The sequence below is a fragment of the Campylobacter gracilis genome (assembly GCF_001190745.1).
In the GTDB taxonomy this organism is placed as follows: Bacteria; Campylobacterota; Campylobacteria; order Campylobacterales; family Campylobacteraceae; genus Campylobacter_B; species Campylobacter_B gracilis.
The window spans coordinates 1,679,734-1,701,933 of the sequence record NZ_CP012196.1 but is presented as its reverse complement, the minus strand read 5'-3'; the positions used below and the strand labels follow the sequence as shown (position 1 = coordinate 1,701,933).

Here is a 22,200-nt window from a genome sequence, read left to right as displayed (position 1 = left end):
CGAGCTAAATTTAAAATTTTAAAATTCCAAGCCTCTTGAAATTTTAAAATTTTGCCACTTTGTGCTTAAAACATTCGTAAGCTTAAACGCATTAAAGCAAAAACGATGCGCTTTGGCTGCGGCGTAGCGATTAAATTTTAAATGGGCTAAATTTAACCGCCTTAAATTTAAAGCGTGCGGCTAAACCCAATACCGCTAGAGCTCCGCCGAAAACGGACTCGGCGGAGCCAGCTATGATTACTCTTTAGGAGCGCCTGTGTATTGGAAGGTGTATTTAACCGAGAACGGCTCCCACCATTTGCCTACGCCGGTCGCTTTGTCCGCGTGGCGGCCGAATCCGTTGGCGCTTGGATTTTCGATGTTGTAGGTTAACTCGTAGTTGCCTACGCCGTTTACCATCTTGATATTGGCGCCGTAGTGAGGGCCGTCGCTAGCTACCATCGGCATGAAATTTCCCTTTTGAATCTTACCTGTGTCTAGGTTTTTAAGCACGTAAGCGATCTTTAGGTAAGGGATCCACTCGCCCTCGCCAAATCCGTTTGCGTTGCCTTTGATAGCGTGGATATCCGCCTCAAGGTGGATGTCCGCCTTGCTAGGAGCTAGATCAATGCCTTTAGGCTCCATATCGATAGGCTGAAGATACACAGCAGCGATCTCCATTCCATTTTGCTCAATCGGCTCGCCGATCGGATGCTCTCCCGCCATTGCTATAACAGAGGCTAGGCTTAGCGCCAACATACCTGAAAAAATCTTTTTCATCTTTTCTCTCCTTATTAAGATTTGTTTTTTTGCTTATTTTTTAAGATTAAAATTCCTACGATCAAAAGCACGATCATCACCGCCTGCGGCACGAGGCTCTGGACGTAAGGATAAAATCCGATCCACGTAATCGTTGGAAGCCCGTCTATTACGGTAGGCACGAATACCTTGCCCTCGACTAGCTCCATCACGCCCTTGCCCACGAATACGACGGACATATAAAATATGATGACTGATGTAGCGATGAAAAATGGCTTGATAGCGATTTTAAGCGAGAATTTTTTGATGACGATATAAACTATAATAAGAGCCGCTAGACCAGCTACAAAGCCTGCTGCTACCATGCTAGTAGCTGCCGGACTTTTAGCATCGAAAAGTAGTGCCAGATAAAATAGCACCGTCTCTGCGCCCTCGCGATAAACCGCTAAAAATACCGTCCACCAAAGCATCTTGCTATCGCCTGAGCTTAGGCTGTTTGAAATTTGACCTTGGATATAGGCGCTCCACTTTTTGGAGCTTGCATTTGAAAGAAGCCAAAAGCCCACGTAAAATAGCAGAACTACGGCGATTAACATCACCGCGCCCTCCATCACTTCGCGCGTTTGTCCTGCATTTTCGCTACCAAAGATATAATTTAGCCCGTAAGCTGTAGCGATACTTAGCACAACCGCGACGCCAAGAGCGCTGTAAACGATATTTAGGTGCTTTGAGTTGCCGGATTTTATAAGTAGAGCGATGACTGCGGCTACGATGATGAGCGCTTCAAATCCTTCACGCAAGATAATGATAAACGCGTATAAGAATAGATCCCAATTGCTTGATTTCTTCGTTAGCTCTAGGCTTTGGGTGAGCTGATCAAATAAAATATTTTGCGCCGCTACGATCTGCTCTTTGGAAGCGCCCGCGCGCATAAGAGCCGAAATTTTATTAAAGCTTGCTTCGGTATCTAGCTTGAGCTGAGTATTTTTAGCACCGACGATATTTTCCATACCGCTCTCTTCGTATTCGTCGAAGTAGATATTGCCGCTCTCGTCGATCGCATCATCAACCTTGCCGCTCTCGTAAAGCTGCAAAACCTTAGCCATTTTGTCTTTGATATTTTGCACAATCGGCGTAAAATCCTTGCCCTCATCCTCACTAGTATCGCTTTGTGCTAACGCAGTCTGCGGCGCTATGGAGTAGCTTTCTTGCGGTAAATCATTTACGGCTTTTAATGCTAGATTATCTAGGGCGTTTATCGCTTCGTCAAATTTTGATTTGTCCGTATCTGAATCCTCGCGCAATAGATTTCCGATGATCTGCTGGATTGATTGATCGGTCTGAGACGAGACATATTTTCGTACCGCCTCTTCTAGGCGTTCGTTGCGGTAGATATCGAATTTCGCGCGATTTAGCGCAGCTTTTAGTGCAGCAGTGTCTTTTTTATCAAACGCAGCTTTAGCGTTATCCAGCTCAGTTTTAAATTCCGTATAGACGCTCATCCAAGGCGAAGTTGTACTGGATGCTGCAGAATTCCCGCCTGAGGCTGGCGCAGAAGTGCTGCCGTCGCCTCCGTCTTGATACTCGGCTACGAGACGATGACCAGATTCGATCGCAGGCAGAACCTCATCAATCTCACGATTTAGATTATCGATCATCGCTTGGATCTCATTTAGCGGCTTTTCCGCCTTGATCGCTTTACGGATATCGCCGAATTGCTTCTCCATATCGTAGGATTTTTTCTGTCCCAAATTTATGCGGATGCCAGCTTCTAGATTTTCAAAATGCCCAAAATACGCCTCTTGGGTTATTTTTCTAGCTTCAGAATTGTTACCATCAACATAAAGCTTGATCGCTTGAGCAAATTTCTCTTTTATCGTCGCTGCTTCGGCGCGATAATCCGTATCCGCAAAAAGCATAGCAAGCGGAAAAACTAGAGCTAAAACCGCAAATTTAAAAAATTTCATCTGAACCTTCTTGAGTTGAATTCATACATTAAATTTCAAAATCGAGCGGCAATTATATGTAGAAAAATCTTAAAAAGTAATAAAAAAAGCGGTTATCATAAAGCACGAAAGCGGCTAAATTCTCAATTGCAAGAGCTTTTTGATAGATGGAATTTAATAGAATTTAGGATATGACGGAATTTTAAACGGCAGTCGGATTTTAATCCGACTGCTAAAATTTTAATGAAGTTTCGACCAAATTTTGCTTTTCCAAAGACCTGCAAAAACAGAAAGGATCAAGAAATAAATCATAATATTTATGGTTGTAGCTTCACGCTCGGCTTTTTTGCTATCGCCTACGTCAGCTAGATACTCCACGACCTTGGCTTCAGCGTTTTCGTTCAAGCCTACGCGCGGCATCGAAGTGCCTGGAAGCTTCTTTTGCGTATCATTGATAAACTCGTGCAGATAGTTGGCGCCCTTAGAACGGATCATCATCGAAAGATCAGGAGGCGTCGAGCCCATATACGCAGCCAAGCTAGCCTTGTCGCTGGATGCAAAGAGCTTATCATATTTGACATCGTGACATCTTAGACAAGCATCCTCAAAAACCGCCTTGCTTAAAAGGAATTTTTTCTGCGCTTCATTTAGTTCAGTGCCTTGTTTGATGCCACTAGCAGCAACCTCAGAGGCGATTAGTTTATCCTCGCTAGGAGCGAGCGATTTTAGATAGGCTACGATATCGGCGATCTCTTGATTTAGATCACCGCCCGCACCGAAAAATCCAGGCATCGGAAAAGGCTTTTCGTCGCCAAATTTCTGATCTAGCTTAAGAGCCATGATCGGATCTTTGATGAGTGCAGCTAAGAATTGATCGGTGTATAGATAGCCTGCGCTGCTAAGATCCGGAGGATTGACGCCGTATGCGGCACTAGCGCTTGCCGCGTCCATAGGAGCGGGGATATTTGCACTTTTTACTCCATGACATGCGGTGCAGCCTGCATTTGTAAAGGTCTCGGCGCCTCGTACGGCATCGCCTTTACTAAGATCGATTTTATTTATCTCGTCCCAAAAAAGCACCGTTTTGTCTTGTTGCTCTTTCGCGCCGACAAGGGCTTTTTTAGAATTTTTTATCATCGTCTCATCTCCGCCTTTTTCAGCTGCGGCCAAAGCGCTTTCTGCTGCGGCTACGTTATGCGCAGCTAAAGCCGTATCGCCTGCTGCAAAGTCGTAATTTACCGGATCAGTGTGCGGACTAAGCTTAGTATGAGCATAAGGCTCGATAAACCAGTATAAAATTCCCACACAAAAAAGCACTAAGATTAGGGTTCTTATCTCTTTCATGGCTAGACCCTCTTTCTTTCTGCAATTGTAATTAGCGGAAGCACTACGACGAGCAATCCGATATAAATGATCGATAAGGCAAAGCCCCAGTATTTATTTTCGATACCAAGCTCCGCGCCGTCTGCAGGGAGCTTGCCGAAAAGGCTAAGCAGGATCATGTCGATTACCAAAACCCAAAACCAAATGAAAAACGCTTTGTTTTTGTACGCAGGCGCTACTACGCTGCTGCGATCAAATAGTGGGATAAAAAATAGCGAAATCCCGGCGAAGGCAAAGGCGATAAGCCCGATGTCGGCAGCCTTAAGCGGCCCTACGTCGAAGTAAAATCCGCGCAAAATTTCATACTCCCAAAGGAAGTACCACTCCGGATAGATATGCGTCGGGGTTTTGAGGCTGTTTGCCGGCTCGAAATTTATCGGATCCATCGCAAAATCGAAATGAAAGCCCACTAGATAAAAGAAAAATATCATAAAGATACTGACGTAGAAAAAATCCTTCGCCAAAAAGCCCGGCCAAAACGGAATTACCTTGCTTTCGCTAGTTTTGCCCTGCAGATACTTCTCACCCTCGAGCTCAAAGTCAATCTCCTCGCCATCTAGGTTATTTACATGCGGAAATCTAAGCGAATAAAAATGCACCGCCAGCACCGCAACCACTACAAGAGGCAGCAAACAGACGTGAAGCATAAAAAATCGCGTCAGCGTCGGATCACTAACAGCGTAATCGCCGCGAATCCATTCGACTATTGCATCGCCAACTACTGGAATTCCTCCAAAAAGATTAGTAATAACCATAGCCGCCCAGTAGCTCATCTGCCCCCACGGAAGCATATAGCCGCTAAAAGCCTCCGCCGAAAAGATGATGAAAAGCAGCATCCCGCTTACCCAAATCATCTCTCGCCCTTGCTTATACGAGCGGTAATATATAGCTACTAAAGTATGAATGTATAGGATCAAAAATACGACCGATGCCGATACTGCGTGGATATGTCGCCATAGCCAGCCGTATTCGACCTCCTTCATAATCGTGAAATTTACGCTATCAAATGCGAGATTTACATCCGGTTTGTAATACATCACGAGCATTAGTCCGCTTACGAATAAAACTATAAATAGCGTCATCAAAATAACGCCCATCGCCCAAAGGAAGCTGATATTTTTAGGAATCCAATACTCGCTTACCATCACCTTGAAAAATTTCGTTACGGCAAGCCTTTGGTCGAACCAATCCCAAACTCCCGTAGCTTTTCTTATATGTGCCATCTGTGCCTCCTATGCTTTCTGCTTTAGGGCTTGGTATTCTGGGCCCTCTTCGCCTAAAACGAGTTTCGTTCCGTCGATTTTAAAGGGCGGTATATCCATAGGACGCGGCGGCGGACCGAATACGTTAAGCCCGCTTGCATCGAAAATCCCGCCGTGACATGCACAAATGAATTGTTGCGTCGATGGCTTGTAGCTGGGAATACAGCCCAAATGCGTACAAAGCCCGATGCAAAGCGTATATCTAGCATCTCCCACGACGACGTCGCGGGCATCGTTTTTAGGCATATCGGCAGTCTTTTTAAGCACGAAAATCGGCTTTTTGCGCCACTGTGTTTGATACAGCTCGCCCTCTTTGATCGGACTTAGATCTACCGTAGTGACGCCGGCAGCGCGCACGCTAGGTAACGGATCCCACGATTTCTTCATCCCCACGAGTGCGAAAACGCCACCCACAGCGGCAACTGCGCCGAAAGTAAGCCCGATAAAGCCTCGTCTATCCTGTTTTAGATCAGACATCTTTATCCTTTCAAATTAAGAAATTGATAAGCGTCAATTTTAGCCAAATAAAGATTAAATCAATATGATTATAAGCAGAAATTTAGCTTAACCTTGCAAGCTAAATTATATTTTAAGATAATTTTAATGCCTAGCGAGGCGTTTTCGTGGCTTAAAATTTTATAAATTTTCAAATTCTGTCATGTTTCATCATGGCGCGGAATTTAAAATTTTATCGCGCAAAAGTTGCTGCGACAATGGCGTGCGAAATTTTAAAATTTCGACATCATAATAAAATTTTATAAAGCGCGAGATTTTAAATTTAAAGAAGAGCATAGAATTTATAAAATCAAATTTTAAAATTTCACTGCTTGGTTATGGCAGCGGCGGGGCGGATTTTACACTAGCGCGCTAGCTGAAATTTTAAAATTCTAAATTACGTCGCGCTTCCGTCGCATGAAAAAATTCCACTAGAAGTAAAATTTAAAACATTAAAACCCCATAGCGACGCAAATTCTAAATCATTAAAATTTTACGACGCCTTAAAATTTCAAGCATCAAAGCCCTGTCGCGATGCAAAATTTTAAAATTTAGCGCAATCGCGAACCGTAAAATTCTATAAAATTCTGCGGGATTTTAAAGTCTAGCTGAAATTTAAAGATAAATTCCATAAATCCCTAAAGCTTCGGCAAGCTGCGAAATCCGGGCGAAATTTCAAAATTATTATTCTGAAATTTGGGCCCCACCTATCTAAAGCCTAGCCGATTTGCCCGAGCGAAAATACGCCGCGATCGCAAGAGCCACCATCGAAGCGATCATCACGTACGCCCAGCCGGGCACTGGAATGCGCTCGCCGCTAGCATATGAGTGCATGCCGCTTAGGTAGAAATTTACACCAAAATAGGTCATTATGACGCTAAAATACGCAAACATCGAGGCTACGGCAAAGGCGAACTGATTATTGAGCTTAGGCATGAATCTAAAATGCACGACCACCGCGTAGATGAAAATCGTAATGAGCGCCCAGGTCTCCTTTGGATCCCAGCCCCAGTAGCGCCCCCAGCTTTCGTTAGCCCACACGCCGCCTAGGAAGTTACCCACCGTCAGCAAACAAAGACCTAGGATCATCGACATTTCGTTGATATGTGTGGCTTCCGTGATATTGCGCGCGATCTCGGGGCTTTTCTTATCAAATAAAAACATCACGAGAGTGAAAATTCCAAGCAGCATGCAAAGGCCTAAAAATCCATAGCTCGCGGTGATTACCGAGACGTGGATCGTAAGCCAGTGCGACTTCAATACGGGCTGGAGGTTGGTGATCTGCGGATCGATGTCGCTAAGATGCGCCACCATCAGCGTTATGCCCGCCATTATCGAAGTAAGCGCCAGCGAAATAGCGGATTTGCGCGAGAAAAATATTCCGCTTAGCGACAGCGCCCACGCGATGTAGATGAGCGATTCATACGAGTTGCTCCACGGTGCGTGCCCCGAGACGTAGCCGCGTAGCGCAAGGCCCGCGGTATGCGCGATGAAAGCGACGATATTTACGATATAAACGAGCTTAAACGCGCCGCCTAAGCGGAGCGCGGGCTTCATCATTCGCAAAAAGATAAAGATCAGAAGCAAAAATCCCGAGATAGTGTAGATCGGAAAGAGGCGAGAAAAAATTTTAGCCTTATTAAATAAAATTTCATATTTTATCGCGCTCTCGCTAGGCATTAGGTTTGCGCCGTTTTGCGATTGGTATTTTTTGACGTAGCTTAGCATCTTTTCTGCGCCGCTCCAATCCCCGCTTTCTTGAGCATAAACTACGGACGAAACGAATATTCCCATCATCTTTTTAACTTCAGCAGATTCGTTTTGATCCAGCGTATCGCCTAGATATAGCGGCGAAAGCCACTCGTTATTTTTAGCGTTCTTAACCGGAATAATTCTAAAATAATCCCCCATAAACGCCGAGTAAAAGACGTTTACGCGCTCATTTACCTTGATGATCTCTTTATCTAGCACGCCGCGATTGCCCAAAGGCTTGCGGTTGATCTCCTCGACCATTTTATCGAGTTTGTAGTAGCTCTCGCCGCCTTTAAATTCAAAAAAATCCATCATACTGGCGTGGCTTTGCTTCTCATCCATACCTAGAATTTTCTTAAGCTCCGGCTCGCTAACCTTGATGATTGGCGCACGTCTCCAGTAGCTTTGATTTAGCATAAACGAAAGCGCAGCGGCGTTATGATTTAAAATTTCGCCATTTGGCGCCTTGTAGTTGTCGGCGCGGTAAATTTTATTTAAAAGCTCCCTAGAAACGGTATCGAAAGGCTCCATTCGCCCATCAAATCCCTGAATTACGAGGCTTGCTAGATCCTCACTAAATTTAGGATCAAATTTCGGCACAGCTAGCTCGCCTCCCATAGTAGAAAAATTATGCGGCGGGATGGAGTCTTGCTCCGCCGCAGATTCTTGCGAAGCGGAGCCCTGCTTGGAATTTTCAACGGCGGAATTCTGCGCGGAATTTTGCGCAGAATTTTGCGAAGCCGGATCTTGCACGCTAGCCGGGTTTTGCGACGCGGAATTTTCTGCGGCTGTATTTGAGGCAGAACTTTGCGAAGTAGAATTTTGAGTCGTAGAGTTTTGTTCGGCATTTGCTGTGCTAGGATACAATGCGGCCAAACTCAAAGCCAACGCGCCTACTAATGCCAATGCCGCACCTTTGGTACCGCGTCGCGATTTTTTGATGCGTTTTGATGCAGAGCTTTCTACTGGGCTCGCAGGCGCCAAGCTAGATGCGGAATTTTTAGAATTTACATCTTTTTCTTGAGCAAGATGCGTATTTTCGCTGATTAAGCGCGAGAGCTTGAAAAAGCGCGAGCCTCGGTTAAAAAAGTTAAAAAACATCCCCACGCAAAGCAAAAAATAGCCGATGTAAGTTGGAACTTTGCCGGGGTCTTTATTGACCGAAAGCACGGTGCCGCGCTCATCCGTATCGTATGAGCTTTGGAAAAATCGGTATCCGCCGTAATCGAGCACGTGATTCATAAAAATATCATAATCAAAGCTCGTATTGCCGTCTTTTAGCGTGATTTCGCTTTTATATCCGGAGGGCGAATTGGTACCTGGATAGCGATCCATCACAAAGTCGCGAAGCGCGATTTTAAAAGGCAGATGAAGCATCTTTGGCGCCAAGGCTACGATGAAATTCTTATCGCCCACCTTGTAGCTAGCACCATGCGAATCCCTAGGCACGTAGATTTCGCGATTCTGCCCCGCAAAGCTTAGCGTAGCTACTACGCCGGGCTCACCCGGTAAATTCGCATCGACCGGGACGAATTTCTCGACCGCAGAGCTAAGTAGGCTAACGGGGGCGAAATTTATCCCGTCGAAGCTGTAAAGCAAGAGATTGCCTAGAGGATTATCCTCGTTTCTCTTAAGCGGCGAAGTGCTCATATCAGCCATTTTAGTGGCGTTTATATCAAGGCTTGAGTTTAGATAAAATTTGCCGTCTTTGGATTTTATGTAGATGAAATTCTTACTTTTAGGCTCTGCATTAAAAGTGATACTAAGCTCGCCTATATCCATGCTCTCGCCTGATTGCAAGGAGACGTTTTGGCTACCAACGTTATTTGAAAATAATAGCTCCACGCGCGCAGGAGCCTGTCCGGTCGGATCTTGCACCCATTTTAGCTCGCCGTGTTCTACGAGCTCTTTAAATTTTAAATTTGCGATCCTGCCCTCTACGTCTAGATTGAGATCGAAGTTCATCCGTCCTGCGCCGTTTAAAAATTTGCTCTCGTCAGCAGATATAAACTCGCCGTCACTGCCTAAAGTAAGAAGCTGAACAACCTCGTCTTTAGTCGTTACGATCGAGCTCTCGCCGCCCTCTCTTATATGTATATTGCCCTCAAAGCCGAAATATCTCGTCAAAATCGCTCCAACAAGCATAAACAAAAAGCTCGCGTGAAAGATTAGCGCAGGCAGAGTGCGAAGCTTAATCATGCGGTAGCGATAAATATTGTAGGTTAAATTTATTCCCAAAAGCACCATCAGCGCGCCAAACCACGCAGTCGAATAAACCATCGCCCAAGCTACTTCCGTGCCGTAAGCGGTCTCTACGAAAGTGGCGATCGCACAGGCTAGCGCCAAAATCAGTAGCATCACTGACGCGCACTCCATACTAAAAAATGTCTTCATTGATTTCCTTTAGATTTACGAGGGTTTTCAAAATCGCGAGATTTTAGCAAAAATTGCTTAATTTTTCATTTTACGACCTGCAAGCGCACGCCTGCTAGCGTAGCGCGAATATGCGTTAAGATACTTTGATAAAGCGGCAAAATTCTCATCTTAGGCATTCGCGCAGGAATTTAACGGCGCGGATAAATTTTATAAAATGCTGCGGAATTTAGCGAAATTCTATTAAATTTCGTGCGCCATCTCATCGTATAATTTCTAATTTAGAATTCCGCTGCGATAAAATTCTATCTTTGTGAAATTGCTTCTTATTGTTTTTTGCCTTGAGTATATGCGAGCTCGCACACGTCGCCCACGGCTTGGTGGCACGGGATCGCCGAGATCGAGTTATTAGGCGAGCCGTCGATCACTTTATCCGAATAAACCAAATAGATTAGCGAGCCCTGCACCGCGTCGTAAAGCCTAACTACGTGGGTCTTTTTAAAGATCAACGAGCTGCGTTTTTCAAAAATATCCTCTTTTTTCAGCTCCTCTTTGATGATGATTTTAGGCGCTGTCTGCACGCACGAAACAGAGGCTTCGGAGCGATCCTCCTCCACGCCAATGATCTCTTTGGCACCGCCTTTTTTGGCGTAAGAGACGTAGCAGGTCACTCCATCAACCTTAGGATCTTTAACCGCGATAACTTCGATGCGATCGTCTTTGCCAAAAATTCTAAACGAAGTATTTACGCTACCTACTAGCTCGTAATCGCCCGCGCAAGCAAAAGCCACTAGAATCGCTGCTAGAATAAATTTTTTCATAATAATCCTTTGGAATTTTAGCGGCGATTTTATCATTTATAATATAAATATTAAGCAAGTTTTTATAAAATACCGCGATTTAAATTTAAAGGAATTTTATGATCGAAGATATCTTTAGAGAATACGATATTCGCGGTATCGTGGGCGAGGAGCTAAACGAGCGCAGCGTAAAAGCCATTGGCTTCGCGCTTGGCAAACATATAGCAAATCTCGGGCTTGAGCGCGTTAGCGTGGGATACGACGCCCGTCTTAGCGCAGATGAGCTTTTCGGCTATTTCGTAAGCGGGCTAAATTTTGCGGCTCTGCGGGTTTATAATATCGGCTTGCTACCGACACCGGTGGGTTATTTTAGCGTATTTACGCATAAATTTGACGCAAACGTAATGATCACCGGCTCGCACAATCCCAAAAATTACAACGGCTTTAAAATAACGATCGGCACGGACAGCTTCTTCGGCGCGGATTTGAAACGCCTCGGCGCGCAGGTGCGAGAGCTAATGAGTTCAAATTTTGAAATTCCAACCGATACAAGCACCCAGAGGTACGACATCTTAAGCGAGTATCTAGCATATTTTGAGAAGGAATTTGCGGCTCTTAAAGGCTTTGCCGCGCCTTTTATTATTGACTGCGCAAACGGTGCGGCAGGCGTTACGACTACTAAAATTGTCGAAAGGCTCGAGCTAAACGCTAAAATTTTATTTCCGCAACCGGACGGCAACTTCCCAAACCACCACCCAGACCCCAGCGAGGAGAAAAATTTAGCCGATCTTAAAGCTGCGATGAAGCAAGACGGCGTGGCTTTAGGGTTCGGCTTTGACGGGGATGCCGATAGGATCGCCGTGCTTACGCCGCGCCGCAATATCAAAGGCGACGAGCTAGCCTGCTTGCTTGCTCTAAACATGCACCGCCCGCGCATCCTAGGCGAGGTCAAATGCTCGCAGGCGATGTATGATACCATCGATAAGATCGGCAAAAGCTTCATGGGCAAGACCGGCCACAGCAATATTAAAAAGGCGATGAAGGAGCTTGGCATCGATCTTGCCGCCGAGGTTAGCGGGCATATTTACTTTAAAGAGCGATATTTCGGCTTCGATGACGGCGTATATGCGATGATGCGCGTGCTTGAGCTCGTAGCTAAAGGATATGATTTAGACGCCGAGCTAGACAAACTGCCGCGAGTTTTTAGCACCGACGAGATTAAATTTAATACAAGCGAGGAGGCGAAATTTAAGATCATCGAGGCTCTTAAAGCTCAAATCCACACGGGTATCGCGGAGCTGCCGCCCATCCGCGATATTATCGAGATCGACGGCATCAGAGTGCGGTTTGATGACGGCTGGGCGCTCGTACGGGCAAGCAACACCACGCCTGTGATCGTAACTCGCTTCGAGGCCTCTAGCCCCGAGTTTCGCGACGAGATGCAGCGCGTATTTTTAGGCAAACTAGAAAATTTAAAGGACCAGAGATGAACGAATCTGAAAAGCAAGAGGTTGAGAAAAATATAAAAGAGCTTTTGGCTGCGAGAGCGGAATTTTTTAAATTCTTAGATGAGCGCGTGCCAAAAATCGAGGATACCGACGTATTTGATTTCGAGCGTGCAGGCGCGGCTAGCTTGAAAGAAGTTTATGCGAAATTCTACGGCTACGACTACGCCGCGCGCAAGCTGCTGCCATACCTATACCGCACTTACGGGCTAGACTTCGATGTCTGAGATCATCTTAGATCGCGCCGCTTATGCGCACAATCTAGCGCAAATCGCCGCCAAAGTAGGTGGAGCGGAGCGAGTATTTTTAGTAGCCAAGGATAATTCATACGGCCATGGCTGCAGGCTTTGCTGTGAGGAAGCGGCAAAGCTAGGCTTCGTACGCGCCGTAACGCGAAGTGCTACGGAAGCTGCGCAGATAGCGGATTTATTTGATGAAATTTTAGTGCTCTCGCACATTCCGGGCGGGGACGAGGATGAGCGGTTTTGCTACGCGGTAAATGATCTGAGCTACTTCGCGCGTCTTAAACGAGGGCTTAAAATTTATATCGCTGCAGATACTGCTATGCACAGAAACGGCATCGCTGCGAGCGAGCTAGATGAGGCGCTTAGGCTATGCAAGCAGGGCGGATTTAAGCTTTGTGGCTTTTTCACACACTTTCGCGCAAGCGACGAGCTAAGCGGCGATTTTTTCGCGCAGAGGCAAAATTTTATAGAATTTAAGCGTCTTGCGAGGCAAAAAGCCGCCGCCGCGGGCTTTGGAAATTTAAAATTTCATTCGAGCAACTCCGCAGCTATCGAACGAAGTGCGGGCTTTGAGGACGAATATGTGCGCGTAGGCATGGCGCAATTTGGATATCCGCAATTTGACGAGAGCCTAAATTTACGTCCCGTGCTAAAGCTATATGCCGATCTGATCAGCTCGCGCGTGCTGAAAAAAGGCGAGCGCGTAGGCTATGGCGCGAAATTTGAAGCGCCGCACGATATGAGGATCGGCACCTATGATCTGGGCTATGCCGACGGGCTATTTCGCTACGACGGCGAGGGCGAGCTAGCGCTTGCAAGCGGACAAAAAATGCTCGGAAAAATGTCGATGGATAGTTTCTGCGCGGAATTCGGTGGCGAGCAGGTTTGCGTGCTGGACGACGCGCGAGCCTGGGCAAAACACTTCGGCACGATCGAATATGAAATTTTAGTCAAATTAAATTCCAACATCCCAAGGAGATTTCAATGAAAGAGCTGCAAGGAGAAAATAACGAGCGTATAGGTTACGACGATAAAGGCTTATCCACGCGAGGCGAGAACTTTGGCGGAAGAGAGTATCCGCGCCAAAAAGGAGGGCTTCATATCTTAATCAAAGCTCTAATCGTCTTAGTGATTGCGGCGATTGCGTTTGCGATATTTGCAGTGCCGGTTTATAATAAACTCGTAAGCAAAGATGAAGAAGTTAAGGCCGCGTGGAGCCAGGTGCAAAACCAATATCAGCGCCGCGCCGATTTGATTCCAAATTTTGTAGAAACCGTCAAGGGCTACGCTAGCCATGAAAAAGATACCTTAGAAGGCGTTATAAATGCCCGAGCTAAGGCAACTGCTGTCAATATCAATGCAGAAAGTTTAGCACAAGATCCGGAAGCGTTTGCGAAATTTAACGGCGCTCAAGGCGAGCTTAGCTCGGCCCTATCGCGCTTGATGCTGGTAGTCGAGCGCTATCCGGATCTTAAGGCAAATCAGAATTTCGCCGACTTGCAAAATCAGCTCGAAGGCACGGAAAACCGCATCGCTGTAGCGCGAAAGGACTACATCGCTTCGGTGCAGGAATACAACAAGCTAATTAGAACCTTTCCTACAAACATCATCGCGCGCATTGTAGGACTAGGCGGTGCCAAACCTAGCTTTAGCGCTGATAGCTCAAGCCAAAAAGCCCCTAGCGTCTCGTTTAAATAACGCTAAAGGCAGCAAATGCTAAGCGAGCAGTGCAAGCAAGAAATCCACGAGCTAATCACGAAAGCCGAAGCCGCAAGCGGTGCGCAGATCGTCTGCGTGGTCGCGCGCGAAGCAAGCGAGGACTGCGAAGCTAGCTATAGCGCAGCGGCAGTGACGGCGTTTGCGATCGGCATCGTTATGTGCTTCGTGCCGCAAATAAGCAAATCTGAGCTACTGCAAATCGTAGCGCTTAGCTTCATTACGATTAAAGCCCTGCTAGCTAAATGCCCCGCGCTTTTAACTCTAATCACACCTAAATCTCGCAGACTTCGGCTCTCGGGCGAGTTTGCGATGCTAAAATTTTACGAGCGCTACGGCAGCGTAAAAGAAGCGATAATGTTTTGTGTCTGCGTCCGCGAGCGCTGCGCTCATATCATCTGCGGCGAGCGAGCGGCGGAGTTTATCTCTAAGAGCGAGTTTGAACGTATCACGACGGAATTTAACCCCAGCACGCAAGGCCTTGAGCCTGCCGTTTTAAAGGCGATGGACGCGCTGTGCGAGCTAGCCATGCGAGTGCCTAAAGATAGCGAAAATAACGAGATAGAAGAGACCTTGGTAGAACTGCGATGAGAGTGGCTTGGAGATTTGCTTTTGCCCTAATGGCGCTATTTGTAATAAGCGTCGCCGCACCTAGCGAGTATCTAGCCCATCCAAACGGCACCGCCGTAATCGATGAGGCTGGCATTTTACGCCCAGCCGCGAGAGAGAGTCTGAATGAAATTTTAACGACTTTCGATAAAAATTCCACAAACCAGATCATGTTCATAAGCCTAAAATCGCTCGGCGGCTACTCTATCGAGGAAATCGGCGTAGAGCAGGCGCGCGCTCTTGGTATCGGGCAAAAAGAGCGCGACAACGGCGTATTACTGCTTGTCGCTCCACACGAGCATAAAGTGCGTATCGAGGTCGGATATGGGCTAGAGGGCGTGCTAACCGATATGCGCGCCAAGCGTATCATAAACAATAAAATTCTGCCCTATTTTAGGCAGGGGGATTACGAAAGTGGCGTCATTAGCGGGATTTCAGCGATCATTAGCACGATCGAAGGCGGCGATATCAAATTTGATCCACTTAACGCCAACGCGCAGCAGGATCCGAGCAACAAGGACTTTGCGATCTTCATGGTGCTTTTTGCGGTTTTGCTTTTTGCGATACTAAGCCGCCGCGTGACGCGCCGCAGAGTAAGCGACGAGGATATAATCTCGAGTGCGGACATCATAAGCGAAATCGCGCGCTCATCGCGCATGAGAGGCAGCCCATCTGGGGATTTTGGCGGATTTAAAGGAAGTGGCGGTTTTAGCGGAGGCGGTTTCAGTGGGGGCGGCGGAAGCTTCGGCGGAGGCGGTGCTAGCGGAAGCTGGTAGCTACGGAAATTTCATAAAAATTCCAAATCGTAGAATTTTATCTAAATTTTAAAATTTCAGAATTTCTAAATTCGGCTGCTAGTATAGAAAAAACAGTACGAGCGGCTTGTCGTTGCCCTCGATCTTTAGTGTACGCTCGGAGGGGTCGAACTTGGAGGCGAGCGAGGTGCCGTCGCTGCTTAGATGGTGCTTCCATTCGTCGCAGCCTACGAGCAGTAGCGCGAACACGGCGGCGGCAACTTTTAAATTTAAAAATTTCATAATCTAAAATCCGTCCTTAAATCTGTTTTTAAAACTGCTAAATTCGCTTTTAAATTTGCGTTTGAAATTTTAAAATTCACGGCGCAATGCCTATTGGAATTTATATCATAATCTGCGTTAGAAATTATGTCGCGATCTGCACTAGGGCGTATGTCGTAGCAAGTCATACTTAGGTTAATGCCGTGACCCTTGACGAGATTTATGTCATACTCCGCACTAGAATTTATATCGTGGCATATATTTAAATTTAAGTCTTGATCTGCGTTAAAGTTTATGCTTTGGCATGTGCTGCAGCAATATGCTATAAAGCGTATGTCGCGATCCGTGTCGTAATCCGCGCTAAAGTCTATGTAACGACTTGCCTCGCAATTTGTACTCGTAGCGTTTTGGTTTTTAAAATTTAGGCTTTTAAAATTTTGATTTTTTAAATTTTTACCCACTCCGCTCGGCGTCGCATCGGCGCTTGATCTTTTGAGACAAATGGTTTCGGCGGGACGCGTGCAGCAAAGAGCGCACCTGCTTGCGCAAACTGCAAGCGAACCCAAAAAAAGCGCGGGCGGGCGGTGAAATTTTTAAATTTTGACGTAGCTTTATTTTTCGTCATGCGAGTTAAATTTTACACATCGGAATTCTGCGCGTCCGAATTTTCGGCATCGGAATTTTCGTCGCTTAAATTTTTAGCGCCCCGATCTTCGCCGCGAGAGCTTTGCGAGGCGGGATTTTTAGAATTATATTTTTTGATATCGGAATTTTCTGTAGCCGAAGCATTTACGCCCGCATTTTTGCCATTAGAATTTTCGCCAATTAAATTTATTTTTTGGAGAATTTTAAATCCAAATTACGCGCCCTATTATTTCATCACATCATCACGAGTTATTTACATAAAATTTAACCTATTAAAAATTTGGACGAAAATTCCACCTGCGAAATCTCGATAAAATTTTGCCATTAAATTACGAAACGAAATTCTACCTCGCAATTCTACCGCTATTTCTTAGCTATTTTATAGTAGCCGTCTTTAAAAACAACCTTACCCGCACCCGCAAGACGCTTTAAAAGCTGTGCGCTCGCTTCGTCAAACATCGCCTCCACGTCGCTCGTGCGCTGAGGACGACGTGCCAAAGTATGCAATATCTCATCCTCGCTAAAACTCAGCCGCTCACTTGCATAATGTGGCGCGGCGATGATATTTACGTTTTGATTTTCGATGAAAGTGGCCAGATAGCGTAGCTGTGCCTCGCTCACCCCCTCTGCGCGGTATGCAGGCGGGCGATCGATAGTACCGAGATCGACGCGGTGCGGGTTGATGCGAGCTAAAGCCACATTCAGCGCTGCGAAATCCTCTTGCGTGTCGTTTAGCCCGCGCACGACTAGGATTTCGATATCAAGCTCGCCGCGAAACTCGCGCGCAAAATCCGCGATCGCGCTTACGATATCCTCGGCGCTAATGCCTGCATGCGGGCCGTCCACCTTGCGAAAGCTTTTCGCAAGCACGCTATCTAGCGAAAATTTGCAAATATCAATCTTCGCTAACGCCGCGCTGTTTTCGCGCACGAGCGAACCGTTTGACAAAACGAGCAGCTTCTGCGGCAGATTTAGCGCCTTTAGCGCGTCTACGAGTTCTGCAAAGCGCGGATGTAGCGTAGGTTCGCCGTTTGCCGTGATCGTGATGACGTCAATGCCCGCATGGCTTTGCAGCGCGGTTTTCAGCTCGGCGATGACTGGGCCGATCTCACAGGGCTCGCTCATCGCGCTTACCGGCTTGCCCGCGCCCAGCTCGCAATAGACGCAGTTGAAGTTGCACTGCTTGCGCTGCGGGCTCAGATCGATGCCGAGGCTGCGCCCGAACCTACGCGAGGCGACGGGTCCGAAAATATATCTCATTTTTGCTCCATGATTTGATTTATGTGCAGCGGCGTTTTTGGCGCGAGATTTCGCTTTGAAATTTACTTTGCGGAATTTAATTTGCAAAATTTTAATTTGAAATTCTGCATCGTGAAATTTTGCTGAAATTTGCTTTTAAAAATTTAGCTAGAAAATCCCGCTTTTAAATTTTACGTAGCAAGTTTATACCGATCTCAAGCCTCGCGCCAATAACGCTTTGCATCGAGCCTTGAAAACTCTACGTAGCAAATTTATACCTTGAAATTTAACTTCCGCGCGCCGAAATTCGGCGCCGCTTTTATGCGAAAATCCTCTTCCGCGCGCCGCCCCCGCTACGAACGGAATTTTAAGCTTAGAGTTTTGAATTTATCCTTAAATTTGGGGCGCTGTGCGAAATTTATATAAAAAATCCGACTTATTGGCGGACGAGTGAGCTTTAAAATTCCAAAATTCCCGGAATTTTGCTAAAATTGCGAGCAAATTTAAAGAAGGGCGAAATTTTGACTATTTACGATTTGGAGCGCTTGAGACTGGACGCGAAAAAGCACGTGGAGCAGCTAAAGCTCGTAGCCGTCATAAGTACGATCGCCCTGTTTGCGGTATTCGGCGTCATCGCGTATTTTGCAGATAGGCGGGGCGCGCAGAGCCTTAGCGCGACGATGCTTATGCTGCTGGCGGTCGCCTCGCTCGCCGTAAGCCTTAAAGAGGTGCACTTAAACGGCTGGCAAAAGGATCTCATCGGCACGGAAAATATCTTAAAGTTCGGCGCGGTCGCGATCTCGTTTTTGATCTTCAAATACTCCGCGGCCTTGCCGCAGGCGTTGATAGGCTTAGCCGCGCTCACGCTTGGGGCGTGGCTGGCGAGGGAGCTTTACGCGCTCGGCGTAAAAAGCATGCAAGAGATTTTTACGGGGCGGTACCGTCAAAGCTACAAGCAGCACTATCTGGCGCCTTTCGTGCGCGAGCTCGGCTACGAATACGTCTCCTACGGCAGCGTGCCGTTTTGGCGCGTGGTACAGAGCGATCTGTTCGAGTTTATCGAAAATCTACGCGGCAACGACCGCGTGGGCGGCGCGTGGCAGGGAGTGAGCTTCGAGTTTAGCGATGTGAGTTTTTTCCATCAAAATTTGCAGCACGAGCTCGTGGGGGCGTTTTTCGTAGCGGAATTTAACAAACACATCATCGCGCCCGTTTTCATCTATCCGCGCGAGATACAAAACAAACAGCACGTAGGTCTAAAGCCCGTTGCGATGGATAACGTGGAGTTCGCCGCGCGATACAAAGTGCTTAGCGATGAGCCGCAAAACGCGATGTACGTGCTAACTCCTGCATTTATGGAGCGGTTTTTGGCGGTGGGCGATGCGCTCGGAGCGCAGATCTGGGCGAGCATCAGAGAGCGGCGGATCCATATTTTCGTGCACACCGGGCGCGATAATTTCGAGCCTAGCGTCTATGAAAGCGTGCTGCGCCGCGATCCCGCAAGCGAGATAAAGAGCGAAATTCTAAGCTTTTTGAGTATCGTTAAAATTTTAAAACTGAATGTGAGGATTTGGATTTAATAAAATTTAAGCGGTATTTCTGCTAAAAATTTTTAACTCTTAAAAGATAATTTAGTCCGTCTAACTCTTTATTAAATTTTGATTTCATACGAGGCTATTTTCTAAATGTTTATCGCTTAGCTGCTTATCAAATTTTTGCTTTACGTCTAAAATTCCGCTCTTTACTCCTAGCTTATATAAAAATTTGTGGTCTAATTTTGTCTAAATTTTTACCCGTTTTTAGTAAAAAAATAGGTCTTTAATTCCTGGTATTCCCTGCTTGTTAAAATCGAGGCGTCGATAATAAAATGCTTATCAAAAATGATCAAACTATCGCCGCTTAGCATATCTAGTCCAAGTCCTAGCCCGTTTATTATCCTAAAAATCAGCAATGGAAACATGCCGAGCCCAAATGCTATCGGCACTATAAATGGGGCTATCGCATAGCCCTTAAAGTAAAAAACGGCGGACATTAAAACGAAGTAGATCATAACGACACAGAACCCAAACTTTTTTGTAGCGATCGGTGATTGAAATTCGGAAGGTCCGAAGGTTCGTTTAATCTCCACTATATTTGATAGTTCTATCTTAAATAAGATCAAATTCTTCTTCGTAGAAAAATACTCTATGGCGGAATTTTTAAATTTAATATAGCAGCTTCCTAGCTCTTTTGGACGCCTAGTTAGCTCTCCGGGATGCCTATATGGAGAGAGGTATGAAATGATATCTAAAAGAAATAGAAACGGCAGATATAGTTTTATCATTTCTATCGCGTTATCTTTGATGATTATCGGATATTTGTCGTAATCCCTAGGATTGGCCTTTTCTAGCGTAGTGCTGATTTTAAATTTATCCAAATTTAGCTCTTTATAAATAGAATTTCAAAGCGTTTTATATATTCCCAAATAGGATGACAGCGCGCAAGTGCGGCGGATAATCTGTTATCCGCCGTAGGCTGTCTCATAAAATCGCGCTGCGCCGCGGGCTGATAAATCGCGGCTCGCACAAAACGCAGCGCAATACGCGCAAACGTAAAATCCGCGGCTTGCAAAATCAAGCCGCAGCATTCAAAAGCGGTAAGCTTTAAATTTTTGGAATTCTGATCTTCTGCCCCGGATAGATTAGGTTCGCGTCCTTGATAACCTCGCGGTTGGCGTCGAAAATAACCTTGTATTTATTCGCGTCGCCGTAGAATTTCTTCGCGATTTTAGATAGGTTATCGCCCTTTACGATGGTGTAGTAGTTCTCGGCGCTATCCTCTCTAATGCCCTCGATCTGCACGTTTTTGATGCCTGCGGTGTTGCCCGCGATGAGGGCTGCTTTTTCGAGAGTTTCCTTATTGGCGTTGCCGCTGATTTTGACGGTGTCGCCCTGCACCTCGACCTCTAGCCCCTCTACCGGCGTTGAGCTGAGATTGGTGGCGATCTCGTCTTTTACGGATTTGGCGTCATCGCCTAGACCTAATAGTTTCTTGCCTGCTTCGGCTACGAATGAAAGTAAACCCATGTTTTCTCCTTTGGTTAAAGTGGCGAAATTTTATCTTAAATTTACCAACGATCAGCTTAGACGCATATCCTTACGGCTCCGCCCTAGCCCAATGATGCAACCTACTGCGCTCAGTCTATGCGCGACGATAGGTTCTCAGACCATCATCGTCGCGCCCATCGATTTATGTTTGCAGCGTATGAATTATCAGCGCCGAGACTACGCTAAATTTTTTGTCAGTAGATTTCTAGCGATCACGGCGCATACGATGCTAAAAACGACGACCGAATATGAGTTGAGATTTAGCCCGCAAAATCCTGCGCTTAGGGCAAAGGCACAAAGCGGCGCGTTTAAGTTGATCGCTAAAAAGGCAGCCCCTCCGCAAACGCCCGCTGCGCTTAGGTTAATAGGCAGAATTTCGCCGATCGCAAACCCCACGCATAGCCCCAAAACTGCGCCCAGCGCGAAACTCGGTGTGAGCGTGCCGCCGTATCCGCCGCAGCGAAAGATCATCAGAATGCAAAACGCTTTGCAAAGCAAGATCGCAAGCAAATATGGACTAAAGGATGCGGAGTTGAAAGCAAACTGCGCTGCAGAGCGCCCGTTACCTAAAATTTCAGGTACGTATGCGCCGATCGCTGCGGTAAGCAAGAATGCAAATGGCAGTGTAAGCGCGATTTTGAGGCTTTTTATGCGCCACTTTTCGCACAGGCGCACTCCGTCTTGAAAGTATTTTGCTGCGACCCCCGTGACAAGCCCGATTATCGCCGCTGCGATTAAATTCTGTGGGGTAGGAGCGAAGTTCGAAACTGCGTAATAAATTTCTTTTGAAGCTCCGAATTCCGCTGTAGCTGTAGCCACCGCGCTTGTGGCAAAGGCGCACAAAATCGCTCGAGTATCGAAGCTTTTAAGCAAAATTTCTAGGCTAAAAAGCGCGCCCGCTAGCGGGACGTTATATACAGCACCTAGTCCCGCTCCCGCGCCGCATGCGACAAATAGCCGAAGCTCATCTCCGCTGATATTTAAGGCGCGGCAAATTTTAGCCGCAAACAAGCCACCTAACTCGCGCGGAGCAGCCTCACTGCCTACCGGTGCGCCCATGGCGATGGCTGCAAGCTGCAAAACCGAGTGGATTAAATTTTGCCAAAACGGCGGATTTCGCCCCTCCATCATTGAAGATACGTTTAAAAAAGGTTTTAGTCTTATTAGCAGAATTCTAATTAAAGTTACGATTGCGCCGGCTGCGAGGACGCTAAGAAAGCGCCTAAGCTCGGTTGTTTGCTCCGTGACAATGTGAAATTCCTCATCATTATGTCCGAAAGCAAAAGTTTCAATTTCGTTGATACCGAAGTTTAAAAGCCCCGCGCAAAGCCCCATTATAACGCCTATCGCAAGGATCGCTAGAAAGAATTTAGTACTCAAAATATGCCTT

20 protein-coding genes are annotated in these 22,200 nt (G+C 46.5%); 7 read left to right on the top strand and 13 right to left on the bottom strand.

From position 1 onward, the window contains the following. Positions 1-237 precede the first annotated feature (237 nt). The 7 genes from CGRAC_RS08480 to CGRAC_RS08450 form a co-directional block, all read right to left on the bottom strand. A complete protein-coding gene (locus tag CGRAC_RS08480) occupies positions 238-759 on the bottom strand; it encodes an iron transporter (RefSeq protein WP_005869331.1) in 522 nt (173 codons plus the stop codon). Between the two features lie 14 nt (positions 760-773). After that, positions 774-2,705 (bottom strand): FTR1 family iron permease, encoded by a 1,932-nt coding sequence (locus tag CGRAC_RS08475; protein WP_005869333.1) that lies wholly within the window; start codon positions 2,703-2,705, stop codon positions 774-776. Between the two features lie 219 nt (positions 2,706-2,924). Beyond that, positions 2,925-4,028 carry a c-type cytochrome gene (locus CGRAC_RS08470; RefSeq protein ID WP_005869336.1) on the bottom strand — a complete coding sequence of 368 codons (1,104 nt, stop codon included), beginning with the start codon at positions 4,026-4,028 and terminating at the stop codon, positions 2,925-2,927. A gap of 2 nt (positions 4,029-4,030) precedes the next feature. After that, complete coding sequence (locus CGRAC_RS08465) at positions 4,031-5,290, bottom strand: cytochrome b (protein WP_005869337.1); 1,260 nt, start codon at positions 5,288-5,290, stop codon at positions 4,031-4,033. 9 nt (positions 5,291-5,299) lie between these two features. Further along, on the bottom strand, positions 5,300-5,806 hold the full coding sequence (petA, locus tag CGRAC_RS08460; RefSeq protein ID WP_005869338.1) for a ubiquinol-cytochrome c reductase iron-sulfur subunit: 507 nt from the start codon (positions 5,804-5,806) through the stop codon (positions 5,300-5,302). Positions 5,807-6,535: 729 nt separating this feature from the next. Continuing rightward, positions 6,536-9,970 carry a cytochrome c biogenesis protein CcsA gene (gene ccsA, locus CGRAC_RS12575; RefSeq protein WP_005869342.1) on the bottom strand — a complete coding sequence of 1,145 codons (3,435 nt, stop codon included), beginning with the start codon at positions 9,968-9,970 and terminating at the stop codon, positions 6,536-6,538. Between the two features lie 305 nt (positions 9,971-10,275). Then, on the bottom strand, positions 10,276-10,770 hold the full coding sequence (locus tag CGRAC_RS08450) for a CreA family protein (protein WP_040303266.1): 495 nt from the start codon (positions 10,768-10,770) through the stop codon (positions 10,276-10,278). Positions 10,771-10,868: 98 nt separating this feature from the next. Between CGRAC_RS08450 and CGRAC_RS08445 the strand changes: the two genes are divergently transcribed. From CGRAC_RS08445 to CGRAC_RS08420, 6 genes are read left to right on the top strand one after another with little or no spacing between them, the layout of a single operon-like run. Beyond that, positions 10,869-12,239 (top strand): phosphomannomutase/phosphoglucomutase, encoded by a 1,371-nt coding sequence (locus CGRAC_RS08445; protein WP_005869346.1) that lies wholly within the window; start codon positions 10,869-10,871, stop codon positions 12,237-12,239. Beyond that, positions 12,236-12,481, top strand: coding sequence for a CmeU family protein (gene cmeU, locus CGRAC_RS08440; RefSeq protein ID WP_005869348.1), 246 nt, complete (start codon positions 12,236-12,238; stop codon positions 12,479-12,481). Before CGRAC_RS08445 ends, cmeU begins: the two co-directional genes overlap by 4 nt. Next, positions 12,474-13,487, top strand: a complete 1,014-nt coding sequence (locus CGRAC_RS08435; protein ID WP_005869350.1) for an alanine racemase — start codon at positions 12,474-12,476, stop codon at positions 13,485-13,487. The genes cmeU and CGRAC_RS08435 overlap by 8 nt, the downstream gene beginning before the upstream one ends. Further along, the gene (locus CGRAC_RS08430; RefSeq protein WP_005869352.1) at positions 13,484-14,197 is read left to right on the top strand and encodes a LemA family protein; all 714 of its coding nucleotides are present in this window, start codon (positions 13,484-13,486) and stop codon (positions 14,195-14,197) included. Before CGRAC_RS08435 ends, CGRAC_RS08430 begins: the two co-directional genes overlap by 4 nt. Before the next feature lie 15 nt (positions 14,198-14,212). Beyond that, complete coding sequence (locus CGRAC_RS08425; RefSeq protein ID WP_005869355.1) at positions 14,213-14,806, top strand: hypothetical protein; 594 nt, start codon at positions 14,213-14,215, stop codon at positions 14,804-14,806. Then, entirely contained in the window at positions 14,803-15,600 is a 798-nt protein-coding gene (locus tag CGRAC_RS08420) for a TPM domain-containing protein (protein ID WP_040303270.1), read from the top strand. The genes CGRAC_RS08425 and CGRAC_RS08420 overlap by 4 nt, the downstream gene beginning before the upstream one ends. A gap of 78 nt (positions 15,601-15,678) precedes the next feature. Here CGRAC_RS08420 and CGRAC_RS08415 read toward each other — a convergent pair whose 3' ends face one another. The 3 genes from CGRAC_RS08415 to CGRAC_RS08400 all read right to left on the bottom strand — a co-directional run bounded on the left by CGRAC_RS08415 (position 15,679) and on the right by CGRAC_RS08400 (position 17,745). Further along, the gene (locus CGRAC_RS08415) at positions 15,679-15,861 is read right to left on the bottom strand and encodes a hypothetical protein (protein ID WP_005869357.1); all 183 of its coding nucleotides are present in this window, start codon (positions 15,859-15,861) and stop codon (positions 15,679-15,681) included. Next, complete coding sequence (locus CGRAC_RS08410) at positions 15,858-16,301, bottom strand: hypothetical protein (RefSeq protein ID WP_040303272.1); 444 nt, start codon at positions 16,299-16,301, stop codon at positions 15,858-15,860. The genes CGRAC_RS08415 and CGRAC_RS08410 overlap by 4 nt, the downstream gene beginning before the upstream one ends. A gap of 547 nt (positions 16,302-16,848) precedes the next feature. Continuing rightward, positions 16,849-17,745 carry a radical SAM protein gene (locus CGRAC_RS08400; protein ID WP_050346335.1) on the bottom strand — a complete coding sequence of 299 codons (897 nt, stop codon included), beginning with the start codon at positions 17,743-17,745 and terminating at the stop codon, positions 16,849-16,851. Between the two features lie 500 nt (positions 17,746-18,245). Here CGRAC_RS08400 and CGRAC_RS08395 point away from each other — a divergent pair, with 500 nt between their 5' ends. Further along, a complete protein-coding gene (locus tag CGRAC_RS08395; RefSeq protein WP_143297837.1) occupies positions 18,246-19,304 on the top strand; it encodes a DUF3137 domain-containing protein in 1,059 nt (352 codons plus the stop codon). Between the two features lie 209 nt (positions 19,305-19,513). On the opposite strand, the gene CGRAC_RS08390 is transcribed toward CGRAC_RS08395, so the two are convergent. The 3 genes from CGRAC_RS08390 to CGRAC_RS08375 all read right to left on the bottom strand — a co-directional run bounded on the left by CGRAC_RS08390 (position 19,514) and on the right by CGRAC_RS08375 (position 22,190). Continuing rightward, on the bottom strand, positions 19,514-20,140 hold the full coding sequence (locus tag CGRAC_RS08390) for a hypothetical protein (protein ID WP_005872675.1): 627 nt from the start codon (positions 20,138-20,140) through the stop codon (positions 19,514-19,516). Positions 20,141-20,366: 226 nt separating this feature from the next. Continuing rightward, positions 20,367-20,789 carry a peptidoglycan-binding protein LysM gene (gene lysM / locus CGRAC_RS08380; protein WP_005872671.1) on the bottom strand — a complete coding sequence of 141 codons (423 nt, stop codon included), beginning with the start codon at positions 20,787-20,789 and terminating at the stop codon, positions 20,367-20,369. Positions 20,790-20,987: 198 nt separating this feature from the next. Then, on the bottom strand, positions 20,988-22,190 hold the full coding sequence (locus tag CGRAC_RS08375) for a chloride channel protein (RefSeq protein ID WP_005872669.1): 1,203 nt from the start codon (positions 22,188-22,190) through the stop codon (positions 20,988-20,990). Between the last annotated feature and the right edge of the window lie 10 nt (positions 22,191-22,200).